Source organism: Microbulbifer okhotskensis, assembly GCF_023895975.1.
Taxonomy (GTDB): domain Bacteria; phylum Pseudomonadota; class Gammaproteobacteria; order Pseudomonadales; family Cellvibrionaceae; genus Microbulbifer; species Microbulbifer okhotskensis.
The window spans coordinates 1-19403 of sequence record NZ_JALBWM010000016.1 but is presented as its reverse complement, the minus strand read 5'-3'; the positions used below and the strand labels follow the sequence as shown (position 1 = coordinate 19403).

Genomic DNA, 19403 nt, shown 5'->3' with positions numbered 1-19403 from the left:
TATAAAATATCCAGCTACACATAAAGCAAAATCGCCCCCAAAGGGGCGGTTTTGCTCATTACCAAAAATTTATTAGTATCAATTTTGAGAAATAGTTGCCAAGTTATTGCTACCAACTTGCTCAATACTCGCCATATTCAAAGCACTGGTCTGGCTAACCGTTGCCATATTATCGTAGCCAGCCTGCCCTACATGAGCAGTGTGCTCGAGACCGGTTTGAGCAACAGTAATCATATTGTCTCCACCGAAATCCTGGTGGATTTCTGCCAGATTCAAATCACCAGCCTGATCAATATCTACAGTGTTTGAAACACCAGCACTGTAACCAAAGGTATAGTTACTGTTACCCGTTTGATCGATATTCACCAAATTAGCATCACCATACTGTGCAAAGTCAGTGGTATTGGAATCACCGGTTTGCACCAGATTGGCAGTATTGTCGTTACCGACCTGCTCCATGAGACCGTAATTGTTGGTCTGGTTTTGGCTAATATTGGCAAGGTTATTAGCACCTGACTGATAACCCACTCCAGTGTTACCAGCACCTTCCTGCAAAATGGTTGCAGTATTATCTACACCTGATTGAGCAAGATCCAGTAAGTTGAAGTCACCATTTTGCATCAAGTTGGCGGTGTTTGCGGAACCAGACTGGTAGACGGTACCAACGTTAAAATCACCGACCTGACCACCAACAAAACCATCTACAGAGGGATACCAGGTGCTGTTCCATACACCGTTGGCATCACCCATCTGGGTACTTACAAAGTAGTTGCCATCGCCTTGCTGCTGCAGCACGCCCATGTTGTCGTTGCCGTCCTGGAGCATATCTGCATAGTTAAAATTTGAACCAAAATATTGGTCCACATGTAACATATTCTCGCTGCCAATCTGGGCAAGATAGCTAGAGTTATAAGAACCTTCATACTGGTGGACGGTTCCACTGTTACCCTCACCACTCTGGTAGGTAATGGATTCACTACCTACCTGATCATTTTGAACGCTATTTGCGTAGTTACGATTACCAACTTGAGTTTGATCAATATAGTTGCCATCAGCATACTCCTGCAGGGAAGTAGCAATGTTATTACTGCCTTCCTGCCACTGATAAGCAGCGTTATTAGTAGATCCATCCATCTGATAAACATCAGCATGGTTGTTCTCACCAAGCTGTACCTGATCCCCGTAGTTACTATCGGCTACGGCTTGGCCAGCACCAGCAATTAACGCTATAGCGGCAGCAAGTGTAATTTTTTTCATCTAACGTTCTCCCTCAGACTAAAATTTTAAATACAAGTAAAATAGTGCAATGCCTCAATCGTACTGCACCAGTTGCACCGCATGGTCGTCACCGAACTGCGCGACATAACCAAACAATCCATTGCCACTTTGAATAATATTTGCAGAGTTCCCGTAACCAACCTGATTAATCAATGCAACATTATCTACGCCATTTTGAACCGCAGTTGCCTGGTTATATGCTCCCGATTGAGATATCGCTGCATAATTTGAGTCACCGGCCTGCTGTACAAGAGCTGTATTGGAATCACCTTCCTGCATCAACACTGCCTGGTTATAAAGACCGGACTGTGTGATTTCTGCGACGTTATAGTCTCCTACCTGTGAAACTTGAGCCAAATTACCGATAACCGAATCCTGTCTCATCAAGAGAAGATCCAAAGTCCCCTGCCCTGATGATAATTCATCATGATCATCTAGATCCGAAGCCCAACCCATTGGAAGCGGTAGAATTAAAAAAAGGAATAACACTATTGTTACCCGCTTAGCCATAGCAATCACTAACCACTCCTCAATCAAGAAAAGATGAACATCTCAATGAACCAGCTAAAGCAACTATAGAGAAAAAACAAAACCACTTAAATCAGCAGAAAGAATAGAATCAAAGGCCAACAAAAAGAAGAACGTAGAACTTTCGTATTAAATTACGAATTCAATAAAAAGCAGGAAAGAAAAAAACGACAAACAAGATTAAATTACACGGTATGTCACGTGATACATACAAATAAAATAAACAGGTAAATCAAAGAATTTTAATTGGCGTCCCGGCGTATTCGCTGAGCACCGACAGAGGGTACTGGCTACTATCTTCTAGCGCCCACAAATTGGAATTTACACCTTGAGAGATCAAGTGAATAACTGCTGACTCGATAGCAGATAGGACACATAACTGAGTGGGATCATTAGTGGTCATCCCAGCCTCTATCTCCAGCAATCGCTTGTACTCGACAAACGTGTACACATCACCCTGCACTTGCCTGGACAATATTTTTTTACTGGTTAAGACACTACTTAAAACTCTTCCGCTACGCACATCTACCGCACGCAAGCTAACAGTCACCTCATCAACTCGGTACTGTTCGGAAATGCCAATACCAAAATATCGCGCTCCTGCACCTCCCGTTTTAATATTTGTATCATATCCAACAATTCCGCCCTCAAGCATAATGTTCGCAGACATAAGAGACGGTAAATCAAAGGCCGGGGTATTTTCATCATGCTCTTTAAGCGCAGCCCTAATTATTTTTCTTTCGGTCAACAGATTTTGTAGACCCTCACGCTCCAAAGTGACAAACCATCCAGATTCATTTAACACCTGAACCAACATCGCCGCAGCCCCCTGAGTGACAGCCGTAGAAAATGAACTGGACGGCACAGGCCTATATTGTCCGGTTTGGTCACTAAACCCATATACTGCAGCAACTATTCTCCCTCTTGGCAAAGGCAAACTTACGAGATCAGCATAAGTACTCATCCGATCCGTTAGAGTGGCTTTCTGCTCCCCCGGCCCAAACAGCGCTTCCCCAGCATTTTCGAAAGAACCACAACCACCAATGAAAAATATAAAACCAATAAGAAAAATTCTAGATAACATCACGCCACCTTAAAAAACCACGGCCATTAATCCAAGAAAATTAGTTGCTTGGATTGAGTCCAACTACGACAATCTCAGATATCTCACCAGTTACTGCATCTGTAATGGTTATTGTCAACTGGCCATCTAAGTCGATGATATTTACAATATAATCATCCGTCACCAGCGTCCCATCGTTGCCATTACCTACATCTGTAAGCAGCTGTGAAAGTAATCGAGACTCAAGCGTGTCCGTAAATCTATCTAGGGACGAGGAATCTGAATAAGGTGACTTCCCTGAATCGGGATCCTTTTTGCTATTTTGTGCGCTTGCATTATTTAACAAATAGTTTCCATTTAGTGGATTTCCTCCAAAAGATGGATTTACCGGCGTATATACGAGCTCTGTTGCCACCGCAACCCTAGAAAAAATAAAAAATAAAAACACCAAACTAAAAGACGATCTCATCATATCTCATCCCCCGCTAAATCAATATTCTGGGAAAAAAGCTCCTGTAACCGCTGCTGACGTACATTATTATTAATTTGTGAGGCTGCCTGCTCGACCACTTCACCAAATTTCCTGCGGCCTGGGTAAATCACGGTTTTAAAAACCTGGCTGGCATCATAGGTTACCCAAACAACACTACCCCACCTGGCTGAGGGCCGCTCGTGGACGGTGAGGTTGTAATCAAAACTGCCGAAATTAGACGATATATATATCGATAAAGAGCGGGCAAATTCATGACCAATACCACTCACCGTGTTGTCAATTACCAACCCCGTCAGTAGAGAATCTTCCGCGTCATCCTCCTCTTGAGCAAGGCAATTGCAAGAAAAAAAGGACAACACGGCTGTAAAAACAGCCGATTTTAGAAACTGTGAATTCATAATTTTTATAGATTTTGACTGGCCCAGCTACTGGCTTCCAAACGGTTTCTACAACCTATTTTTCGATAAATCTTATACAGGTGACTTTTAACCGTATGCTCGCTTACACAAAGAGCCTCTGCGATATTTGCATTGGTATTACAATCACAGATTAGCTGCAATATTTGCCGTTCTCTTTGCGTCAAATTGGAAGCCTTATCACACCATTTCCTGGGCTTTCTGTGTTGCCTCAGAAAGTTATGAAGAACATCCCTAGGAAACCAATATTCTCCAGAAAATATCCTGCCCAACCTCCCCATAATGACTTTTCCATCACATTCAAAGGGAATCAACCCAAGCACCTTCTCCCAATGAAGAACAAAATCAATATCACCGGCCTTGTCAACATTAATTAACACAATACCTGGAGAGCTGGACGAAGAGTGGATACCTCTCAACAATTTCTCCAGATCCGATGCATTAACATCAGCACAATCCAGAAGCAGGTACTCCGCTTTTATGTCGTTCAGAGATGGTAGTGTCGAACGCTGTAAAATAGCGCAACTGGTTTTAAACTCATCTTCAATTCTTCCTGCAAAAATAGAGGATTGCAGGTTGACACTAGCGGTCAATAAAGCAACTGTTAGCTCCTTTTTTTCTGATGCGGAGCTAACAACCTTTAGTGGTGCATAATCCTTATGCAAATTCATCTGGGTTCCCCCAATGTGCGTTCCTTTTGTAACCCAGTATGTCACTGGGCTAATAATTTCTTATCAATTTTCTGCGCTCACCTTACGCCGTGAGCTAAATCTATTCGATCAACCCTCGTCCTGCAACCAGTAGTGATCTAGATATCAAAAATTCAATCTTAAGTGTGCCAACTTGGTTCATTCATGCCAACTAGCCATACAAAGGTATTACCATCAGGTAAATTCGAACAAAAAAAATACATGCTTTGGTATAGATTCTCAAGTGAAAATATAATTCGCTCAACATCAAAAAATTTGTACTGGCGCACACTATTGTTGCAAATAATTCGATCAATTACTGTAGGAAAGCACCCCTCTGATTAATTCCACGACAAATTATGGAGTACTTGTCACCCACGAAAAGAATGTTGATGAAAAGGTATTCGATACCAGTCAAATAAAAATAAGTTGCAGCAAAATTAAGTCAATATTTCTTTGAATATTGTTCCCGTTAAATTCACGGGCTTTATGCTTGAAAATAAAATCAACAAAATTGCGACACAGAGAAAAATAGGCTAAATAGTAAACAAGATAATCTGGTTTTATACTTCTAAAATATTATCAGCGATCCATTTTCCACACGGCAAATAGTACATTCGTTCAAGTTTGAATATTGCGTCGAACAAATTGTATACGTATCTCTTCGGACCAAAGCTATGAGCAACGATCACCCAGTATTTAATGGCAGCTCGTCTTATCAGATGAACAATCAGGTGCTTCCCTTGTCAGGACACAACCTCTATGGTGCTGACCAGGCTTTACAAGAAAATATACATATCAATGGGGGACACTGGGCCGAAGATGAGCTACAACGCTACGGAGAGGTATGTGGCCGGCCGGAGATGATAGAGCGTGGCTATGCAGCCAATGAATTCAAACCTATTTTTGAGAGTCATGACCGTATAGGCCGCCGTATCGATCTGGTTCGCTACCATCCCTCCTATCACCAATTAATGCAGCTGGCCCTTTCCGAAGGTCTGCATAGCTCCCCTTGGACCGACCCTCGCCCTGGGGCACATGTGGCCCGGGCAGCGAAAAATTATTTGCACTCCCAGCTGGAGACTGGGCATGGGTGTCCAGTCACTATGACATTCGCCTCCGTTCCCTCCATTGAATTAAACCCAGAGATCGCAAAAGAGTGGATTCCCAAAATTACCAACCGAGGATATGACGGCAGTAATCGCCCATATTTTGAGAAAAGCTCCCTCACCATCGGTATGGGGATGACTGAAAAACAGGGCGGATCAGATGTAAGAGCCAATACCACCACTGCAGTATCTATTAGTGATGGTATCTATGAGTTGTTAGGGCACAAATGGTTTATGTCCGCACCCATGTGTGATGGGTTTCTCATTCTGGCGCAAGCTCCCGGCGGCCTCTCTTGTTTCCTTGTCCCCCGCTGGAAACCAGATGGTACAAAAAACCCACTCGAAATTCAGCGTCTAAAGGTGAAGTGTGGCAATGTCTCCAATGCATCTTCCGAAATGGAAATCCGCGGTGCATTTGGCTGGCTGATCGGAGAAGAAGGGCGTGGTGTTAGCGCTATCATCAAGATGGTTGCCATTACCCGGTTTGATTGCATGGTTGGGTCATCCGCGGGGCAACGTCAAGCTGTTGTGCAGGCAATTTATAACGCCTCCAAAAGGAAAGCCTTCGGACAGACATTGATCGATTATCCACTAATGCAGAATGTCCTTGCCGATCTGCATTTGGAGGTAGAAGGATCGCTCGCACTCACCATGCGTATAGCCAGAGCAATGGATCAGGAACAAATTGAGCACGAAAAAATGCTGCTGCGGCTGGGAGCTGCTGTTGGCAAGTATTGGATATGTAAACGCAGTCCTCACCATGCATACGAGGCGATGGAATGCTTGGGCGGTAATGGCGCTATTGAGAACTTCATTACTGCACGAATTTACCGCGATGCTCCCATTAATGCGATCTGGGAAGGCTCAGGCAATATACAGGCCATGGATGTACTTCGGGCCATCACGAAAACACCTGCCGCAGTGAGCCATTGGTTTGATGAGCTTGGGATAAGTCGTGGGATAGATACCCGATTTGATAAGGCCGTCGACAATTTACGAAAAGAACTCTCGGATCTAAATCAGTTTGAGTACCGAGCCCGGTATATTGTTGATCAAATGGCCATTACAATGCAAATACACTTGCTGCTTCAAAATAATAACGAAGCAGTTTGCGATGCCTTTATAAAATCACGACTGGAAAATACTGGGGCACACAATACTGGATGCCTACCAAAAGGAATTGACATAGAGACACTACTGAAACGCGCCAACCCACTCGTGATATAACATATCCGATAAAATAGCTCAGTGCTCGCTGAGTTGTTTTATTAAATAATAGAATTTAAACAACCTTAGCTGTTCGTGTGACCACGGAAAAAATAGAGTCAATGTTCTTAAGCAGCTTGCTCACAGTAAAGTAATCTGCTACGAGCCCTATCAATTTGACTCTACCAATAATTGACTAAAAGATAAGGGGATGGAAATCGCCCATCTGATAACAACGTTTTTTGTCCATAGCTCTTTATTGCAATATATGTGCTAAGGATCCTTAGAATGTTTACCAGGGGAGCTGGCTACCATCCCAAAAAAGCAACTGCCCCGTCTCTGCAGTGCTTAATTGGCTAAGAACATCAACAATTCGCTTGGCACTTAGTTCTGGAGCATAAAGCTTATCGGGGTGCAGGTTTGATTGAAATGGCTTGGAAAGCGAAGTATCTGTTGTTCCTGGATGAATCGCAACAACACAGCTATCCTCTAGCTTACGCGCCCATTCAATAGACAGGTTTTTAACCAGCATATTTAGTGCCGCCTTGCTGATACGATAACTATACCAACCACCTAATTGATTATCACCGATACTACCCACCTTTGCCGAAAGTGAAACCCATAATACCGGTAATCTACGCTGCAGAAATCCATCGAGAGCCCGTGCCAAATGTAGATGAGAGAGTACATTAATTTGCATGGACTGAATCAACCAGTGATCATCACACTGCGACAGCGACTTCTCTGGACCATGAAAATCATCGTGTAATATCCCACAACAATTAATCACCCAGTCCGGAGGGACCGAGTGTTCTGCCATAAAATTTTCGATGATATCGATCGATTCAGCCTCCTCTAAAGAGACTGACAGGTGATGACGCTCCCCCGTATGACCCGGGATCATATCGACGGTAATACGACTCAAGGTCATCAAAGTAATCTGAGGGTGGCGCCGAACAATTTCTGCGCCTATAGCCTGTGCGAGACCGCCAGAAGCTCCGGCGATTAAAACTGTCTGCGGATTTTCAAACATACCGGCCTCCGTGCCGGAGAGTAAAATTTAGTCTATTTCCCAGCCTTTTTCTTAGCGGATGAAGAGCCTTTTTCCGCCTTATTGACCGGAATTTCGCTTACTACCCTCAACATCGGTTCATCTGACCGGAAAATCAGGCCGTGAATTTCTGTGGTATTTTGCCCCTGTAATAACTGCTGCAAGAATTGCACTATCTGAGTAGAAATTTCCTGGCCTGGTACAAGTACAGGAATGCCAGGGGGATAAGGCACAATTTCGTCAGCGCTGGTACGCCCAGTTAACTGCTTAGCGGCCTCGATACCATTGTCCATTAACGGTAGCTCTTCCGTATCCGCAAAGTATGCATCTGCCGGTAAGCAGGTAAAACGGGTGAATTCTGGCAGGCGTCGTGGCGACCCTACATGGATGCGTTTATGAGTATTGCCCGCCAATTGTTTGAGCGCGTGAATCAAGCGTAACAATTTACTTTCTGTACTGCCTAGAGTGACCAACACAGTGATGGTATTGTAGGTGGTCTTTTCCACCTGAATGCCGTACTGATCAAACAATTTAATCTGCATCTCGTTGCCAGAATAACCACTCTGAGAAATATCAATAGTCACCTTGGAGGGGTCAAGACGGATATTGTCACTGGCTAGGGGTTCAGCAATCAGGTCATCGCGGGTGAGAGCACGGAAAACACCGGTCTCATTTACCGCTTTCCGCAAGATTTCCACCATTTTCAGGCACTGCTTCAAACGGCCATAACCTTCCATGGCCATCTGCTTTCGCGCCACATCGAGACTGGCAATCATGGCGTACTGCGGGCTGGTGGAAGCATGCATGTTCAGGTTTTCACGGAAACGAAATTCATCGAACTCCGGATCCTGCACATGAATCATACTGGCCTGGGAGAAGGCCGACAGCATTTTATGGGTGCTCTGGGTAACATAATCGGCTCCGCACTCCAATGCCGTTGGGCGTAGCTCAGGATGGAAGAAGCCATGAGCAAACCAAGCTTCGTCCACCAGTACTTTAACGCCTCGCTCATGGGCGTAGTCAATGATGGGCTTTAGGTCGTAACGCAAGCCATCGTAGGTACAAGAAGTGATTACCAGCAGGCGTGCATCGCCGTGCTCATCCAGTGCCGCCTCAATGTCCGAGCGTTTTACGGGGCCGTAAATACCAAATTCAGGATGCAGCACTGACTTCAGATAAACTGGCTCACACCGATTCATCACAATAGCGTGGTGAACTGACTTGTGACACGCTTGATCGACAATAATTTTGCCACCGCCCCCGAGGATCTGCTGGATGACAACTTTGTTGGCCGTCGAGGTGCCATTGGTCAGGAAAAAGGTATGTCGCGCACCGAATGCCTGGGCAGCGAGATCCTGCGCCTCCTGAATGACGGAATGTGGCTCCAGCAAACTGTCCAATACCTGAACCGACACCGATAAATCGGTATTGAAAATATGCTCGCCCATAAAGCGGTAGAAGTCACCCACCCACGGACTGTTGCGCAAACCATCGCCACCGGAATGCCCCGGTGTATGCCAGGCGTCCCGGGCTGAAAAAACATACTCTTTCAAGGTGTCGGCAAAGGGTGTTGATGCCCTCCGCGCAATAAAGGCCTGCACCAAGCGGAACATATGGTTGAAATTGCCCTCGCGGCGATCAAACAATTCGTCAAAGCGACGACGTAAGTTCGCTAGGGATTTGGAGCCGGATTTACCGGGAAGGGACGTTGCTCCGGCAAAGCCGCTGTGAGCCACTAAAAAAATATTGAGTTGAGAACGAAGTGCATGAATTCGGTCAGCAAGATCATCAGCAGCTTCAAGGCCCTGGCCATCGCTACCGCCATCTACAATCACTGCCTGTAAGTGATCCTCACTCTGGGCCAATCGCTCGACATCGGCCGGTGCCACCGCCTCAAACTGGAGGCCAAAAGGATTGTCGTGCACTGCAGCCGTACTATTGAGAGCACTGATCCATTCATTGGCCAATTTGCTATCAGAGCTGACCAAAGCCACCCGACATTCCAATTTGTGACCACTTTCATTCAGGTTGCCCAAATCAGGCATCTTCAATTCCAAACCCATAATCTTATCCATCAGCATAGCCTGTATCTGTCTACAGCCTGCCGTATCAATTATTTAACTATTTGATTTTATTCGCTTTTTATAAGCCCTCCTGCTTTTGCGGAGGCTCTGGAATTCCAGGGTAAAAAAACCAGGAAGCAAATATTAATGGAGGAAAGGGGGGAATTCCGCGACTGCTTTACATTTGGCGAATTTCGCCAAATGTCCCTTGGTGCACCAGATCTATTGCCAAGGAAGCGAGTAAAGTTAGAACTTTGCGCTACGCACTACACCATCGAACCTCAGGCAATCCCTAATTCTATGACGCTGCACCTCTGACAAACGGTGCAAGGGAAAATAAGCCAAGTCGGAGTGTTCAGTAGAAAGGATACAATTCCCTTCACCGGCAAAGTGCGCACGGAAAATAAATACATGAGAGTTATAGCAATGGTGGAAGTAAACACCACTCAGGTACTCAATTCTCACCTCTCTTCCCAGCTCTTCTTGGCACTCCCGCACCAGGGCCTCATGGATAGTTTCTCCGGGATCTAAAGCCCCGCCAGGCAGACCCCAAGCACACTCAGCATAAGTGGCTCGCAACTGTAAAACCTCTTCGGCTTCATTCGTGATAACGGCATGAGCACTGAGGCGATAGCTATCATCAAATGCCATGAACGAAACCTGCTGGCTGGTCGGAAAAGAATGGAATATTTGGAGAGAAACCCGCACAACCTGCGGGTCGCGATTAAAGAGCTTAAAACCCTTGGGCCAAAATGAAACCGAAACCCAAAGTCTGTACGGATTCATCGTAGTCGATCAGGCTTTCACCATAACCATTGAAGTACCGGACATACCCATCAACACGATTTCCGAGGGGAAAACCCCAAGTCAATTCTACCGCACCGTGATTATCGGAACGTAAATTATTCCTTAGCATAAGTGAGAGCGTATGATCTCCATCCCGGTAACGCCCACCCAGTTCGAAATGACCCAGATAGTGTTCAATATCCGGGTTATCATCATCTTCCCTTTCCTCTGGGATCCTGTACCAGGGTTTTACACTGATTGAATAGTTGTCACGCTCAAAAATAAAATTGGCATAAACCCGATTCCAGCTGCGTGAGTAAGGATCACTGCGGCCGTTTGACTGATGATTGATTGCCACTTGATTGGCAACGTTACTCCAGCCAAACAAGCTCCAGTCATTAAGCCAACTCAAAATCACCTCCGGTTCGTGATTGGTCTCCCTAAAAGGCGCAGAATCATCGGAATTATAGGCCTGCCAAAAACTTCGGTTGGTGTAAGCCACACTCAATACTGAGGCCTGCCCCAGAAAGCCACGCCATACCGGAACCTGCACCGAGAGCTGGAACTGAACTTCAATGTTGTCCAGCTCTTTCGCCTCGGACTGACCCTCAATATTCGCCAACCCAGCCTTTTCAGGAGAGGGGTTGTAAACCATTGGCAATACATAGTTGGCTTTGTGGGATGCCAGTGTGAACGGGTTATTTGCCGCATCTCTAATGGCTTGAGAACGCCCCCCCAATAAAATGTCATCGGTTGGCAGCTCTTCCTCATACTCTTGCACTATCGAATCCGCAATAACTGGGTCCTCTTCCAGGGTGAGCTGGGCCCGGACCCTTTCAGCGCAAATCCGTCGAATCTCCCGCATAGTGACGTCGGCGTCAGAAATAAGGATCTGTTCATGAAGGCAGCGTGTATGCAAGGTTTGCGGCCCCTTCTCAGCCTCGATGGAGAATGCCGTCTCAGGCGTACCTTCAGCGCTGGCCATTGGCAAATACGTTAGAAGAGCGACAGAAGAAAACAGTGTGAGCCCAACAGGAAAACCTCTTCGAAAGCGGGACAAAACGCTCCTCCTCAGTCATTTCTTGCAAGTAGGATGCAAGCTTACACTGTGGATCATTGCAAGTCCCACTACATAAATTCACGATTAAATTGACAATATGTCTAATCGAACAAATTTGACTTTCATGTCAATAGCAATAAAGACAGATTGCGCACTCATTGCCCATATATTGGCAATTATTAGCCCAGAGAGATTAACTTTAATGACTTGATAAAGGGTTTTAGTTTTAATAATTGTCTTACAACAGGCTTCCCAGGTTTGGTGACCACTCCAAATCCCTCAACCGGACCTGCCATAGGCGGCCGGTACTAGACGGCCAGTCATATCCAACCAACAGACTGCGGCTATCGACATAACAGTGAGCATCGCGCTCAGCTTCATCCCCCTGATAGACATAACCACTGATATCGGGCCCCAATTCCTGCGCCCTTTGACTGGGCATGTCACCGGCCATTGGCTTCGCTGAGCGATGACTAACCCTAGGGGAAAGCAATTTTCCTCTTTGTGATGGGTCAACAATATCCGGGGATACGACCTCGAGCCCCTCTTGATGTTTCACCAGTTTCAGCAATATCGGCCCCATAAATACGCGCATAAGCGGAAAGAGCAGTCGCTGGTCTCCCGCAAGATTCAGTTGTTGAGGTCCATTGGGACCGGTCCAACTGGCTTCAATCGCATCTCCCAAGACGGGGCTATGCCCCTCTAAAGGCACCAGCCGATAGTGAGCGCTCACATCATCCACTTGATCCCGCCAATGTACCAAACACTCACTGACCAATCCCCCGGTAAGAAGTGCGACGACTTCAATGCCAAACCCTCTATCACCCACGAGGCGTCGACTGACGAGAGAGCGTCGCCCCTGCTCATCATCACCCAACTGCCAACTATCCTGCACGGGCATTTCTCGCCCATCACAACTGTAGTGGTAGCGCCCTTGTGCCAAAGTTGAGTTTAACCGCATTGCAGATTCCCTCCTTGTTCACTGCATGTACGAGACCAGTGGTTCAGTACCCAAAAAGTATTGCACAAGGAGGGATGATGACGCCGAGTTTAACGCCACCTTTCGCGGTATTTCTTACTCGGATAAGTCAACGCTTGAATAACCCTATGAAAACAACAGGCTCCCAAAGAAAACCTGCGTGCGGAGAAAGCGGGAAAGCCATTTGAATCATTTACTTAACAACCTAGGGCGCTTCTGAATCATTCCGTAATGTCGCTGCAGGGCTAGAATACTGCAGATATCGGGTGATATTTTTAAAGCGATTCATGGAATTATTCAGAGGTTTTTAGTTCCGTAAGCCGTGATATTCCGGGTAATATCCAAGTCAATATTTAAATCAGGGACGATCTGACTTCATGCCTACTTTCGCTTATCAATCCATTAATTCAAATGCCAGTGCCAATCATGGGGTTGGTGCGTCTAATAGCCAATATTTCACACGGATGACACACAATCATCAAGCTGTCAGTCAAAGTCACTGGCATCTGGTCATGCCAACAGCAAACAGTCTAAGGCCCCAAGTGCCAATCCATGGACCGGCCCAGCTGGTCACACAAGCCCCACAGGGATACATGGCCAAAAACCAGCACGGTAACAACCAATTCCTATCTATGATCGAGGGAAAGGCTCGTCAGACCCATCAACATCTGTACCGATCTCTCGGTCAGACCTGTGATTTACTGGTATATGGCGAAATGGATGGACTGAATCAAGAATGGAGCTCTATGCAGCAGCACGCAGGAGGGCTGGTTGGCTCAAGTTCAACAGGAAAGGCATGTAACAGTTTCAGTCTGCACGCAGCCAATACCACTCAGCATCAAGTCATCGGCTCTAATATGGGGTGGGTTGCGGTTAGGACAGGCAATGTGAATGCTGTTTTTGTCCACGTCCCTAACAGCATCGCTAAAAAGGAAAACGAAGCCATTGCTTTCTATCGCAGTATCAATAACCAGTTAATACAAAGCGGCAACGGTCCTATCGATCTCGTTATGGGCGACACCAATCAAAGTAGTCCCAGCTTCACCCCAAGTGTGCTCAGCAATGCCACTGGTTCCACTTTCTCTGATGCTCATACCGGCACTAGTATCAATCCCTCTGACTCCTATCAACGCAGTTTTTCAGGCACAAACAGTACTGCCAGTAAGAAATACGATATGGCGGCCTATAATACCGGAACGATAAGTGTCATCAAAGTGGACTATCTTTCACAAAGTACACCGGTTTCCGTAAATGGCACCAGTATGGCTGCCGCAATAACCGATCATATGGGCATTTTCATTGATGTGACCAAGTAATGCAGTGATAAACTTAGATCGCAATGGTTAATTGTCTGTTGGAATAATAATCCGCTGAAAAATAAATTATTAATCTATTAAATATTTTGGTTGCGGATTATTTTCATCAATACGGCTCTGCCGGCCTAATAAACCACCTTTACCCCAGTCCATTGGCTCGAATGACTACTTTCTGCTGATCATGCAATGCCCCGTCAAAAGTATGGGTAATTTTTTTCGCCTAGCTGAAGACAAAACTTACCATATACTTCAAAACTAAGGACTTTTGCCGTTTTCCGCTGTTAAGAATATCAACATCAGAAAACGGCGCCTTGACCAGCTGACAACAACATTTATTCGATAGCCTGCTAAGCCGAACCAAAAATTGGACCCTAACCCCAGATTGAAAAGCCTATGGGAAAGTCTTCAATGGCCTATTAGAGGTAACGCTGCCAAAATTCGGCTCGCCCGAACTCTTCATCCAATGTGTAGGGCTTAAATCCCACTTTTAGGTAAGCTGCCTGGGCAGCAAAGTTTTTTTCCAATATTTCCAGAGTGAGCTTACAGCAGCCTTTTTCTTTTGCGTTTCGTGCCACAAAGTCTAACATTGCGGTACACACACCCGCACCACGGGCAGATTCGTTAACGACGACATCATGGATGTTGACCAGTGGTTTACACAAAAATGTAGAAAAACCCGTTAAACAATTCACCAGCCCCACGGGTATAGCGCCTTTATAGGCTAGAACACTAAATGCTCCGGGAAATTCTCTCAAAGCAGGCACTAAATCAGAACGAGTATGTTCTGGCAGAGCTTCTCCACCTCCGAACGGATGCTGAGCGTATTCATCCATCAGCGCCAAAATATCCCTTGCGTGTTGTGGATCACCATAATCGGCCAAAATAACGCTCACAGGCGGAGCAACCTCAGATGTTGATAATTCCGTAAAACTCTCTTTATTCATTCACTCTTCTCTCACCAACGACCTTGCAACAGAAATATGGCACCCGCAGGTTCCTATACTAATCGGGCTCAACCGAACCAAACTTGGGGCAAAGCAAAGAATATCGGCTCCGGTGCTCAATATCGAATTTATTCCATAACTTCAGTATCTGTCTTTTCCAACCTGGCTTCTAAATCTATTGTCTCATCCGCCAAAAAATATTGTAGGTAGCTGCGCAATCGGGTGCGCCGCGCCAATAACTGGCGGACTCTTAAACGGTGGCGACCGACGGAGGTTGAGTGCCGAGAAACGCTCTGCCTCCTTCTGGATACAGCACTTTTCTTTCTTCCCATGATTTTTAAATTCCTGTTAGACTCAAGGCGGGTTATTAGTCACTTTTTAGGTTAGACCACCCACACTTGGCCCGCACGAACAAAGCCGCTATCCTGCCGTCTAAATGTCCAATTGGTCACCCTAGGATACAATCGCATTGCACCCGCTCAATCACTTATTTAAAAACAATCAGCAGTGGTCCCTGGCAACACGCCAAGAGAAGCCCGACTTCTTCCTCAAATTATCCGAACAGCAAACTCCCGAATACTTATGGATTGGTTGTGCTGACAGTCGTGTGCCAGCCAATGAGATTGTAGGTCTGTTGCCCGGAGAGCTGTTTGTACACCGAAACGTAGCCAATGTGGTAGTGCATTCAGATCTCAACTGCCTATCTGTACTGCAGTACGCCGTAGAGATTCTTAAGGTCAAACACATTATTGTCTGCGGTCACTACGGTTGTGGTGGTGTACAGGCAGCACTAAACAACGATCAATTGGGCCTGATCGACAATTGGCTGCGACATATTCAGGATGTCAGGGATAAACATCACACCTTAATCGACCTGTTTCAACAATCGCAGCGTACGGATTTACTGTGCGAACTGAATGTCCTGGAGCAGGTTATACATGTTTGCCAGACCACCATAGTCCGCGATGCCTGGCGCGCTGGGCAGGAGCTTAGTGTCAATGGTTGGGTATACGGTCTGAAAGATGGCCTGGTTCACGATCCGGGCATCTCAATCAAGCACCCTGGGGAGATAGCCAATATTTACCAGCGTGCTCTGAGCAAAATTGCCCAGCGCGGTACTGATTAGCCTTTCGCAACGTACTTCGACTGATTTTGCCACTATAAATGGATGAGGCCTCGACCATTTCGCGACAAGCGGGGCTTCCTTACTTGGTGGAGAAATATGTCGGCATTCAAAAAGTGGCAATGTCAGAACTGTGGCTGGATTTACGACGAATCCAAAGGCTGGCCCGAAGAGGGTATTGCGCCCGAAACCCACTGGGAAGACATACCCGAAGATTGGTATTGCCCAGAATGCGGCGCTGCCAAGCAAGACTTCTCTATGCTGGAAGTCATCGGTAAAGACCGCTCCGCTAGTGCTTCTGACACCTCCCCGCAAGAACTTGCGGCCACCAGCGGATTTCGTATTTGGGAATGCATGGTCTGTGGCTGGACGTACGATGAAGCGAAAGGGCATCTGCAGGATAGCATTGCCCCGGGCACCCGCTGGGAAGATATACCGGATGATTGGAGCTGCCCCCAATGTGGTGTCAGCAAACAAGAGTTCGATATGATTTTGGTATCTGCAACTCCTGTTGCTGCAGCCCCTAAAGTGCCGCCTCAATCTGGCTCCAGCCACTCAATGCCCGTGGTAATTATTGGCACCGGATTGGCCGGCTACAACCTGGCGCGAGAATTTCGTAAGCTGGACTCACTCACTTCGCTGTTCTTGATCAGCGCCGACGACGGCGCCTTTTATTCCAAGCCCTTATTATCCGCTTCTTTCTCCCATGGAAAAACAGCACAGCAACTCTGCAACTCGAGCTCGGAAGAAATGTCCCGTGAGCTATACGCAGAAATTCTGGTGCATACACGCGTAATTCTTATAGATCGCCTTAACAAAACCCTGACCCTACAACAGGAAGGTTCCGAGCATGTTTCAAAGATACTCTACGGACGCCTGATTCTGGCTACCGGTGCCAAGTGCCGCAAACTACCGCACTATGAAGGGGATGCCCATACAGATATTTTCCGCATCAATAATTTGAGGGACTACCACCGTTTCCGCACAGCTGTCACTGGGCGTAAACGCATCACATTATTGGGCGCAGGGCTTATCGGTTGTGAATTTGCCAATGACTTGATCCAAGCCGGCTTCGCAGTGGACTTGGTCGACCTGCAGGCTTGGCCCCTGGCAACACTTCTGCCCGAAGTAGCCGGTCGTGACCTACAACACAAGCTGACAAACTATGGCGTTCGATTTCATGGCGAAACCTCACTGAAAAGCATTGAACGATCGAACTCGGGCCTGTGCGCTCAACTGCACAATGGCGATAAAATTGAAACAGACATAGTTCTCGCCGCATTGGGTCTGGAGGCCAATATCGGACTGGCCAATATGGCAGGCCTACAGGTCCAGCGGGGTATTACTGTCGATCGGTACCTGCAAACCAGCGATCCTGCCATCTACGCCCTGGGGGATTGTGCTGAGGTCGACGGCCACCAACTGTTTTATGTCGCACCACTGATCGCCTGCGCAAGAGTGCTGGCGCAAACCCTGAACGGCCAGCCTTGTAAAGTTCACTATGGCGCGATTCCTGTGGCCGTCAAAACTACCCTGCACCCGACTACGATTTGTCCGCCCAGTCCCACAGCAGAAGGCCACTGGCAGGTTGCACATGACAGTTCCGGCGTGCGCGCTGAGTATCGCAACCGCAACGGAGATTTGCTCGGCTTTGCGCTCACCGGCAATGCCATAACCCATCGAGACAGACTGAGCAGCCAATGCCGCCCGATAATGGACGACCGGTCACAAGCTGATTAATAATCATCTCTTTTTTAATAACTGCTTGAGGTAAAACGCGCAAACTCGACACTTTTGCCTTAAAATGGCCGCCCCGCACAGTTTTGGTACAAGTAGCCTTAGTATGACGACAGAGAAAAGCAGTACTATTTCCCCGTCTCCCGAACAAAGCCGGCTGCTGCGGGATACGCTCGGCCACTTCGCTACCGGTGTCACCGTCATTACCACACAGGACGCCGACGGGCAGCCAGCAGGAATGACCGCCAATAGTTTTAACTCTGTCTCGTTGGACCCGGCTCTGGTGCTCTGGAGTATCGATAAGCAGTCGATGGGTTATAAGGCATTTACCACCCGCGAGCACTTTGCCATACATATTTTGCGCGCAGACCAGCAGCATGTTTCCAACCTTTTTGCGGGCCGTGGCGCAGACAAGTTCGGGCAGATCAGCTGGTTCGAGGGAGCCAATGGAATTCCCCGCCTGGAAGAGTGTGCAGCCTATTTTCACTGCCGTCGCTCACAGTGCATCGAAGGTGGCGATCACACCATACTTTTAGGGGAAGTGCTGGAGTTTTCTGCTTTTGGCGGTGAACCGCTACTTTTTCACCAAGGCCGCTACCGCGCATTGGCCGGAGATTGATTCTCAGCCGAAATCTGGGATACAGTCCTTCAAATAATTACCAAGTGCTATAACAATAATTTTTTGATTCCAATTGTTCATCAAACAGCACAAACTTTGGTGGCTACAGAATATGCTCGTAATACTTCAATAACAGTCTGTAGTTCTTCCGTGGATTGGACCGATAAACCATGACTTCAGCTACGCTTTTCTGTTTCGCCCACCGAGGCTATCAACAGCGGGCCAGCGAAAATACCCTCCAGGCAATAGGGCACGCATTGGAGCTCGCCGTGGGGGGGGTTGAGATTGATGTATGGAATATCGGTGGGCAACTACTAGTAAAGCACGATCGACGACTCGGGCGCCTGATCGCCGGCTCCGAATTGATTACAGAAATGCGTCCAGAAGCGCTTAGGGAAAGACCCCTGCCCTGTGGCAATTTAGTTCCCACGTTACGGGAGGTCTTGGAACTGGTGGGAAATAGTGCCCAGCTGAATATCGAGCTCAAAGGGCCTCACTGCGCGGCTTTATTGGCCCGTGAAATCCGAGCCTTCGTACATGATCGCGACACATCCTACCAACAATATATTGTTTCATCTTTTGACCACCGCCAACTTTACGAGTGCCTACAGTTGATTCCTGAAGTTCGCCGGGGCGTACTCATCGCCGGAGTGCCATTAGATCTGGCCGCCTGTACAGCGCCTCTTAAGGCCTATTCACTTCATACCAATGTGGACTTCGTCAACACTGACCTGATTGCGGATGCCAGACAGCGCGGTCTCAAGAATTTTGTATTTACAGTCAACGATCCCAATGACTTGATATTACTCGCGACCCAGGGAGTTGATGGGGTTTTCACCGATGAGCCACAAATCGTTCTGGATTTTAACGCTCGTACTGCGGCCAAGAGAGTTATTGTCAATTCTGGTGTTCAACAGGCCTGATCAAGCAGCGCTCTGGTCGA

At 47.0% G+C, this 19403-nt stretch carries 18 protein-coding genes; 6 read left to right on the top strand and 12 right to left on the bottom strand.

Annotated elements, in window-relative coordinates:
* Positions 1-78: 78 nt before the first annotated feature.
* The 6 genes from MO867_RS05860 to MO867_RS05835 all read right to left on the bottom strand — a co-directional run bounded on the left by MO867_RS05860 (position 79) and on the right by MO867_RS05835 (position 4449).
* The gene (locus MO867_RS05860) at positions 79-1257 is read right to left on the bottom strand and encodes a hypothetical protein (RefSeq protein WP_252465306.1); all 1179 of its coding nucleotides are present in this window, start codon (positions 1255-1257) and stop codon (positions 79-81) included.
* 54 nt (positions 1258-1311) lie between these two features.
* Positions 1312-1788: a hypothetical protein gene (locus MO867_RS05855; RefSeq protein WP_252465343.1), complete on the bottom strand. Its 477-nt coding sequence runs from the start codon at positions 1786-1788 to the stop codon at positions 1312-1314.
* 250 nt (positions 1789-2038) lie between these two features.
* On the bottom strand, positions 2039-2890 hold the full coding sequence (locus MO867_RS05850) for a CsgG/HfaB family protein (protein ID WP_252465305.1): 852 nt from the start codon (positions 2888-2890) through the stop codon (positions 2039-2041).
* A 40-nt stretch (positions 2891-2930) separates the two neighbouring features.
* Positions 2931-3341: a curli assembly protein CsgF gene (locus tag MO867_RS05845; protein ID WP_252465304.1), complete on the bottom strand. Its 411-nt coding sequence runs from the start codon at positions 3339-3341 to the stop codon at positions 2931-2933.
* The gene (locus tag MO867_RS05840) at positions 3338-3718 is read right to left on the bottom strand and encodes a CsgE family curli-type amyloid fiber assembly protein (protein WP_252465303.1); all 381 of its coding nucleotides are present in this window, start codon (positions 3716-3718) and stop codon (positions 3338-3340) included. Before MO867_RS05840 ends, MO867_RS05845 begins: the two co-directional genes overlap by 4 nt.
* Before the next feature lie 47 nt (positions 3719-3765).
* The gene (locus MO867_RS05835) at positions 3766-4449 is read right to left on the bottom strand and encodes a helix-turn-helix transcriptional regulator (RefSeq protein ID WP_252465302.1); all 684 of its coding nucleotides are present in this window, start codon (positions 4447-4449) and stop codon (positions 3766-3768) included.
* A 695-nt stretch (positions 4450-5144) separates the two neighbouring features.
* On the opposite strand from MO867_RS05835, the gene MO867_RS05830 reads away from it, so the two are divergent.
* Complete coding sequence (locus MO867_RS05830; protein WP_252465301.1) at positions 5145-6803, top strand: acyl-CoA dehydrogenase family protein; 1659 nt, start codon at positions 5145-5147, stop codon at positions 6801-6803.
* Between the two features lie 271 nt (positions 6804-7074).
* On the opposite strand, the gene MO867_RS05825 is transcribed toward MO867_RS05830, so the two are convergent.
* From MO867_RS05825 to MO867_RS05805, 5 genes are all read right to left on the bottom strand, one after another.
* On the bottom strand, positions 7075-7815 hold the full coding sequence (locus tag MO867_RS05825) for an SDR family NAD(P)-dependent oxidoreductase (protein ID WP_252465300.1): 741 nt from the start codon (positions 7813-7815) through the stop codon (positions 7075-7077).
* Positions 7816-7847: 32 nt separating this feature from the next.
* Complete coding sequence (locus MO867_RS05820) at positions 7848-9908, bottom strand: aminotransferase class I/II-fold pyridoxal phosphate-dependent enzyme (protein ID WP_252465299.1); 2061 nt, start codon at positions 9906-9908, stop codon at positions 7848-7850.
* Positions 9909-10142: 234 nt separating this feature from the next.
* Positions 10143-10547, bottom strand: coding sequence for an NUDIX hydrolase (locus MO867_RS05815; protein ID WP_252465298.1), 405 nt, complete (start codon positions 10545-10547; stop codon positions 10143-10145).
* An 82-nt stretch (positions 10548-10629) separates the two neighbouring features.
* Positions 10630-11742, bottom strand: a complete 1113-nt coding sequence (locus tag MO867_RS05810; protein WP_252465297.1) for a phospholipase A — start codon at positions 11740-11742, stop codon at positions 10630-10632.
* Between the two features lie 238 nt (positions 11743-11980).
* Positions 11981-12703, bottom strand: a complete 723-nt coding sequence (locus MO867_RS05805) for a hypothetical protein (protein ID WP_252465296.1) — start codon at positions 12701-12703, stop codon at positions 11981-11983.
* Positions 12704-13314: 611 nt separating this feature from the next.
* On the opposite strand from MO867_RS05805, the gene MO867_RS05800 reads away from it, so the two are divergent.
* Positions 13315-14037 carry a hypothetical protein gene (locus MO867_RS05800; RefSeq protein ID WP_252465295.1) on the top strand — a complete coding sequence of 241 codons (723 nt, stop codon included), beginning with the start codon at positions 13315-13317 and terminating at the stop codon, positions 14035-14037.
* 416 nt (positions 14038-14453) lie between these two features.
* Here the strand turns inward: MO867_RS05800 and MO867_RS05795 are convergent, their stop codons facing one another.
* Positions 14454-14981, bottom strand: coding sequence for a GNAT family N-acetyltransferase (locus MO867_RS05795; RefSeq protein ID WP_252465294.1), 528 nt, complete (start codon positions 14979-14981; stop codon positions 14454-14456).
* A gap of 469 nt (positions 14982-15450) precedes the next feature.
* On the opposite strand from MO867_RS05795, the gene can reads away from it, so the two are divergent.
* From can to MO867_RS05765, 4 genes are all read left to right on the top strand, one after another.
* Positions 15451-16107: a carbonate dehydratase gene (gene can, locus MO867_RS05790; protein WP_252465293.1), complete on the top strand. Its 657-nt coding sequence runs from the start codon at positions 15451-15453 to the stop codon at positions 16105-16107.
* 96 nt (positions 16108-16203) lie between these two features.
* Positions 16204-17844 (top strand): FAD-dependent oxidoreductase, encoded by a 1641-nt coding sequence (locus MO867_RS05775; RefSeq protein WP_305884233.1) that lies wholly within the window; start codon positions 16204-16206, stop codon positions 17842-17844.
* A gap of 103 nt (positions 17845-17947) precedes the next feature.
* On the top strand, positions 17948-18460 hold the full coding sequence (locus MO867_RS05770) for a flavin reductase family protein (RefSeq protein ID WP_252465292.1): 513 nt from the start codon (positions 17948-17950) through the stop codon (positions 18458-18460).
* Between the two features lie 170 nt (positions 18461-18630).
* Positions 18631-19383, top strand: coding sequence for a glycerophosphodiester phosphodiesterase (locus MO867_RS05765; protein WP_252465291.1), 753 nt, complete (start codon positions 18631-18633; stop codon positions 19381-19383).
* The last annotated feature ends 20 nt before the right edge of the window (positions 19384-19403 follow it).

Coding starts and splice junctions, on each gene's coding strand:
- MO867_RS05765 (WP_252465291.1), top strand. CDS start 18,631: ATGACTTCAGCTACGCTTTTCTGTTTCGCCCACCGAGGCTATCAACAG.
- MO867_RS05820 (WP_252465299.1), bottom strand. CDS start 9,908: ATGGATAAGATTATGGGTTTGGAATTGAAGATGCCTGATTTGGGCAAC.
- MO867_RS05770 (WP_252465292.1), top strand. CDS start 17,948: ATGACGACAGAGAAAAGCAGTACTATTTCCCCGTCTCCCGAACAAAGC.
- MO867_RS05850 (WP_252465305.1), bottom strand. CDS start 2,890: ATGTTATCTAGAATTTTTCTTATTGGTTTTATATTTTTCATTGGTGGT.
- MO867_RS05835 (WP_252465302.1), bottom strand. CDS start 4,449: ATGAATTTGCATAAGGATTATGCACCACTAAAGGTTGTTAGCTCCGCA.
- MO867_RS05855 (WP_252465343.1), bottom strand. CDS start 1,788: ATGGCTAAGCGGGTAACAATAGTGTTATTCCTTTTTTTAATTCTACCG.
- MO867_RS05800 (WP_252465295.1), top strand. CDS start 13,315: ATGGCCAAAAACCAGCACGGTAACAACCAATTCCTATCTATGATCGAG.
- MO867_RS05860 (WP_252465306.1), bottom strand. CDS start 1,257: ATGAAAAAAATTACACTTGCTGCCGCTATAGCGTTAATTGCTGGTGCT.
- MO867_RS05795 (WP_252465294.1), bottom strand. CDS start 14,981: ATGAATAAAGAGAGTTTTACGGAATTATCAACATCTGAGGTTGCTCCG.
- MO867_RS05805 (WP_252465296.1), bottom strand. CDS start 12,703: ATGCGGTTAAACTCAACTTTGGCACAAGGGCGCTACCACTACAGTTGT.
- MO867_RS05815 (WP_252465298.1), bottom strand. CDS start 10,547: ATGGCATTTGATGATAGCTATCGCCTCAGTGCTCATGCCGTTATCACG.
- MO867_RS05845 (WP_252465304.1), bottom strand. CDS start 3,341: ATGATGAGATCGTCTTTTAGTTTGGTGTTTTTATTTTTTATTTTTTCT.
- MO867_RS05775 (WP_305884233.1), top strand. CDS start 16,204: ATGTCGGCATTCAAAAAGTGGCAATGTCAGAACTGTGGCTGGATTTAC.
- MO867_RS05825 (WP_252465300.1), bottom strand. CDS start 7,815: ATGTTTGAAAATCCGCAGACAGTTTTAATCGCCGGAGCTTCTGGCGGT.
- MO867_RS05830 (WP_252465301.1), top strand. CDS start 5,145: ATGAGCAACGATCACCCAGTATTTAATGGCAGCTCGTCTTATCAGATG.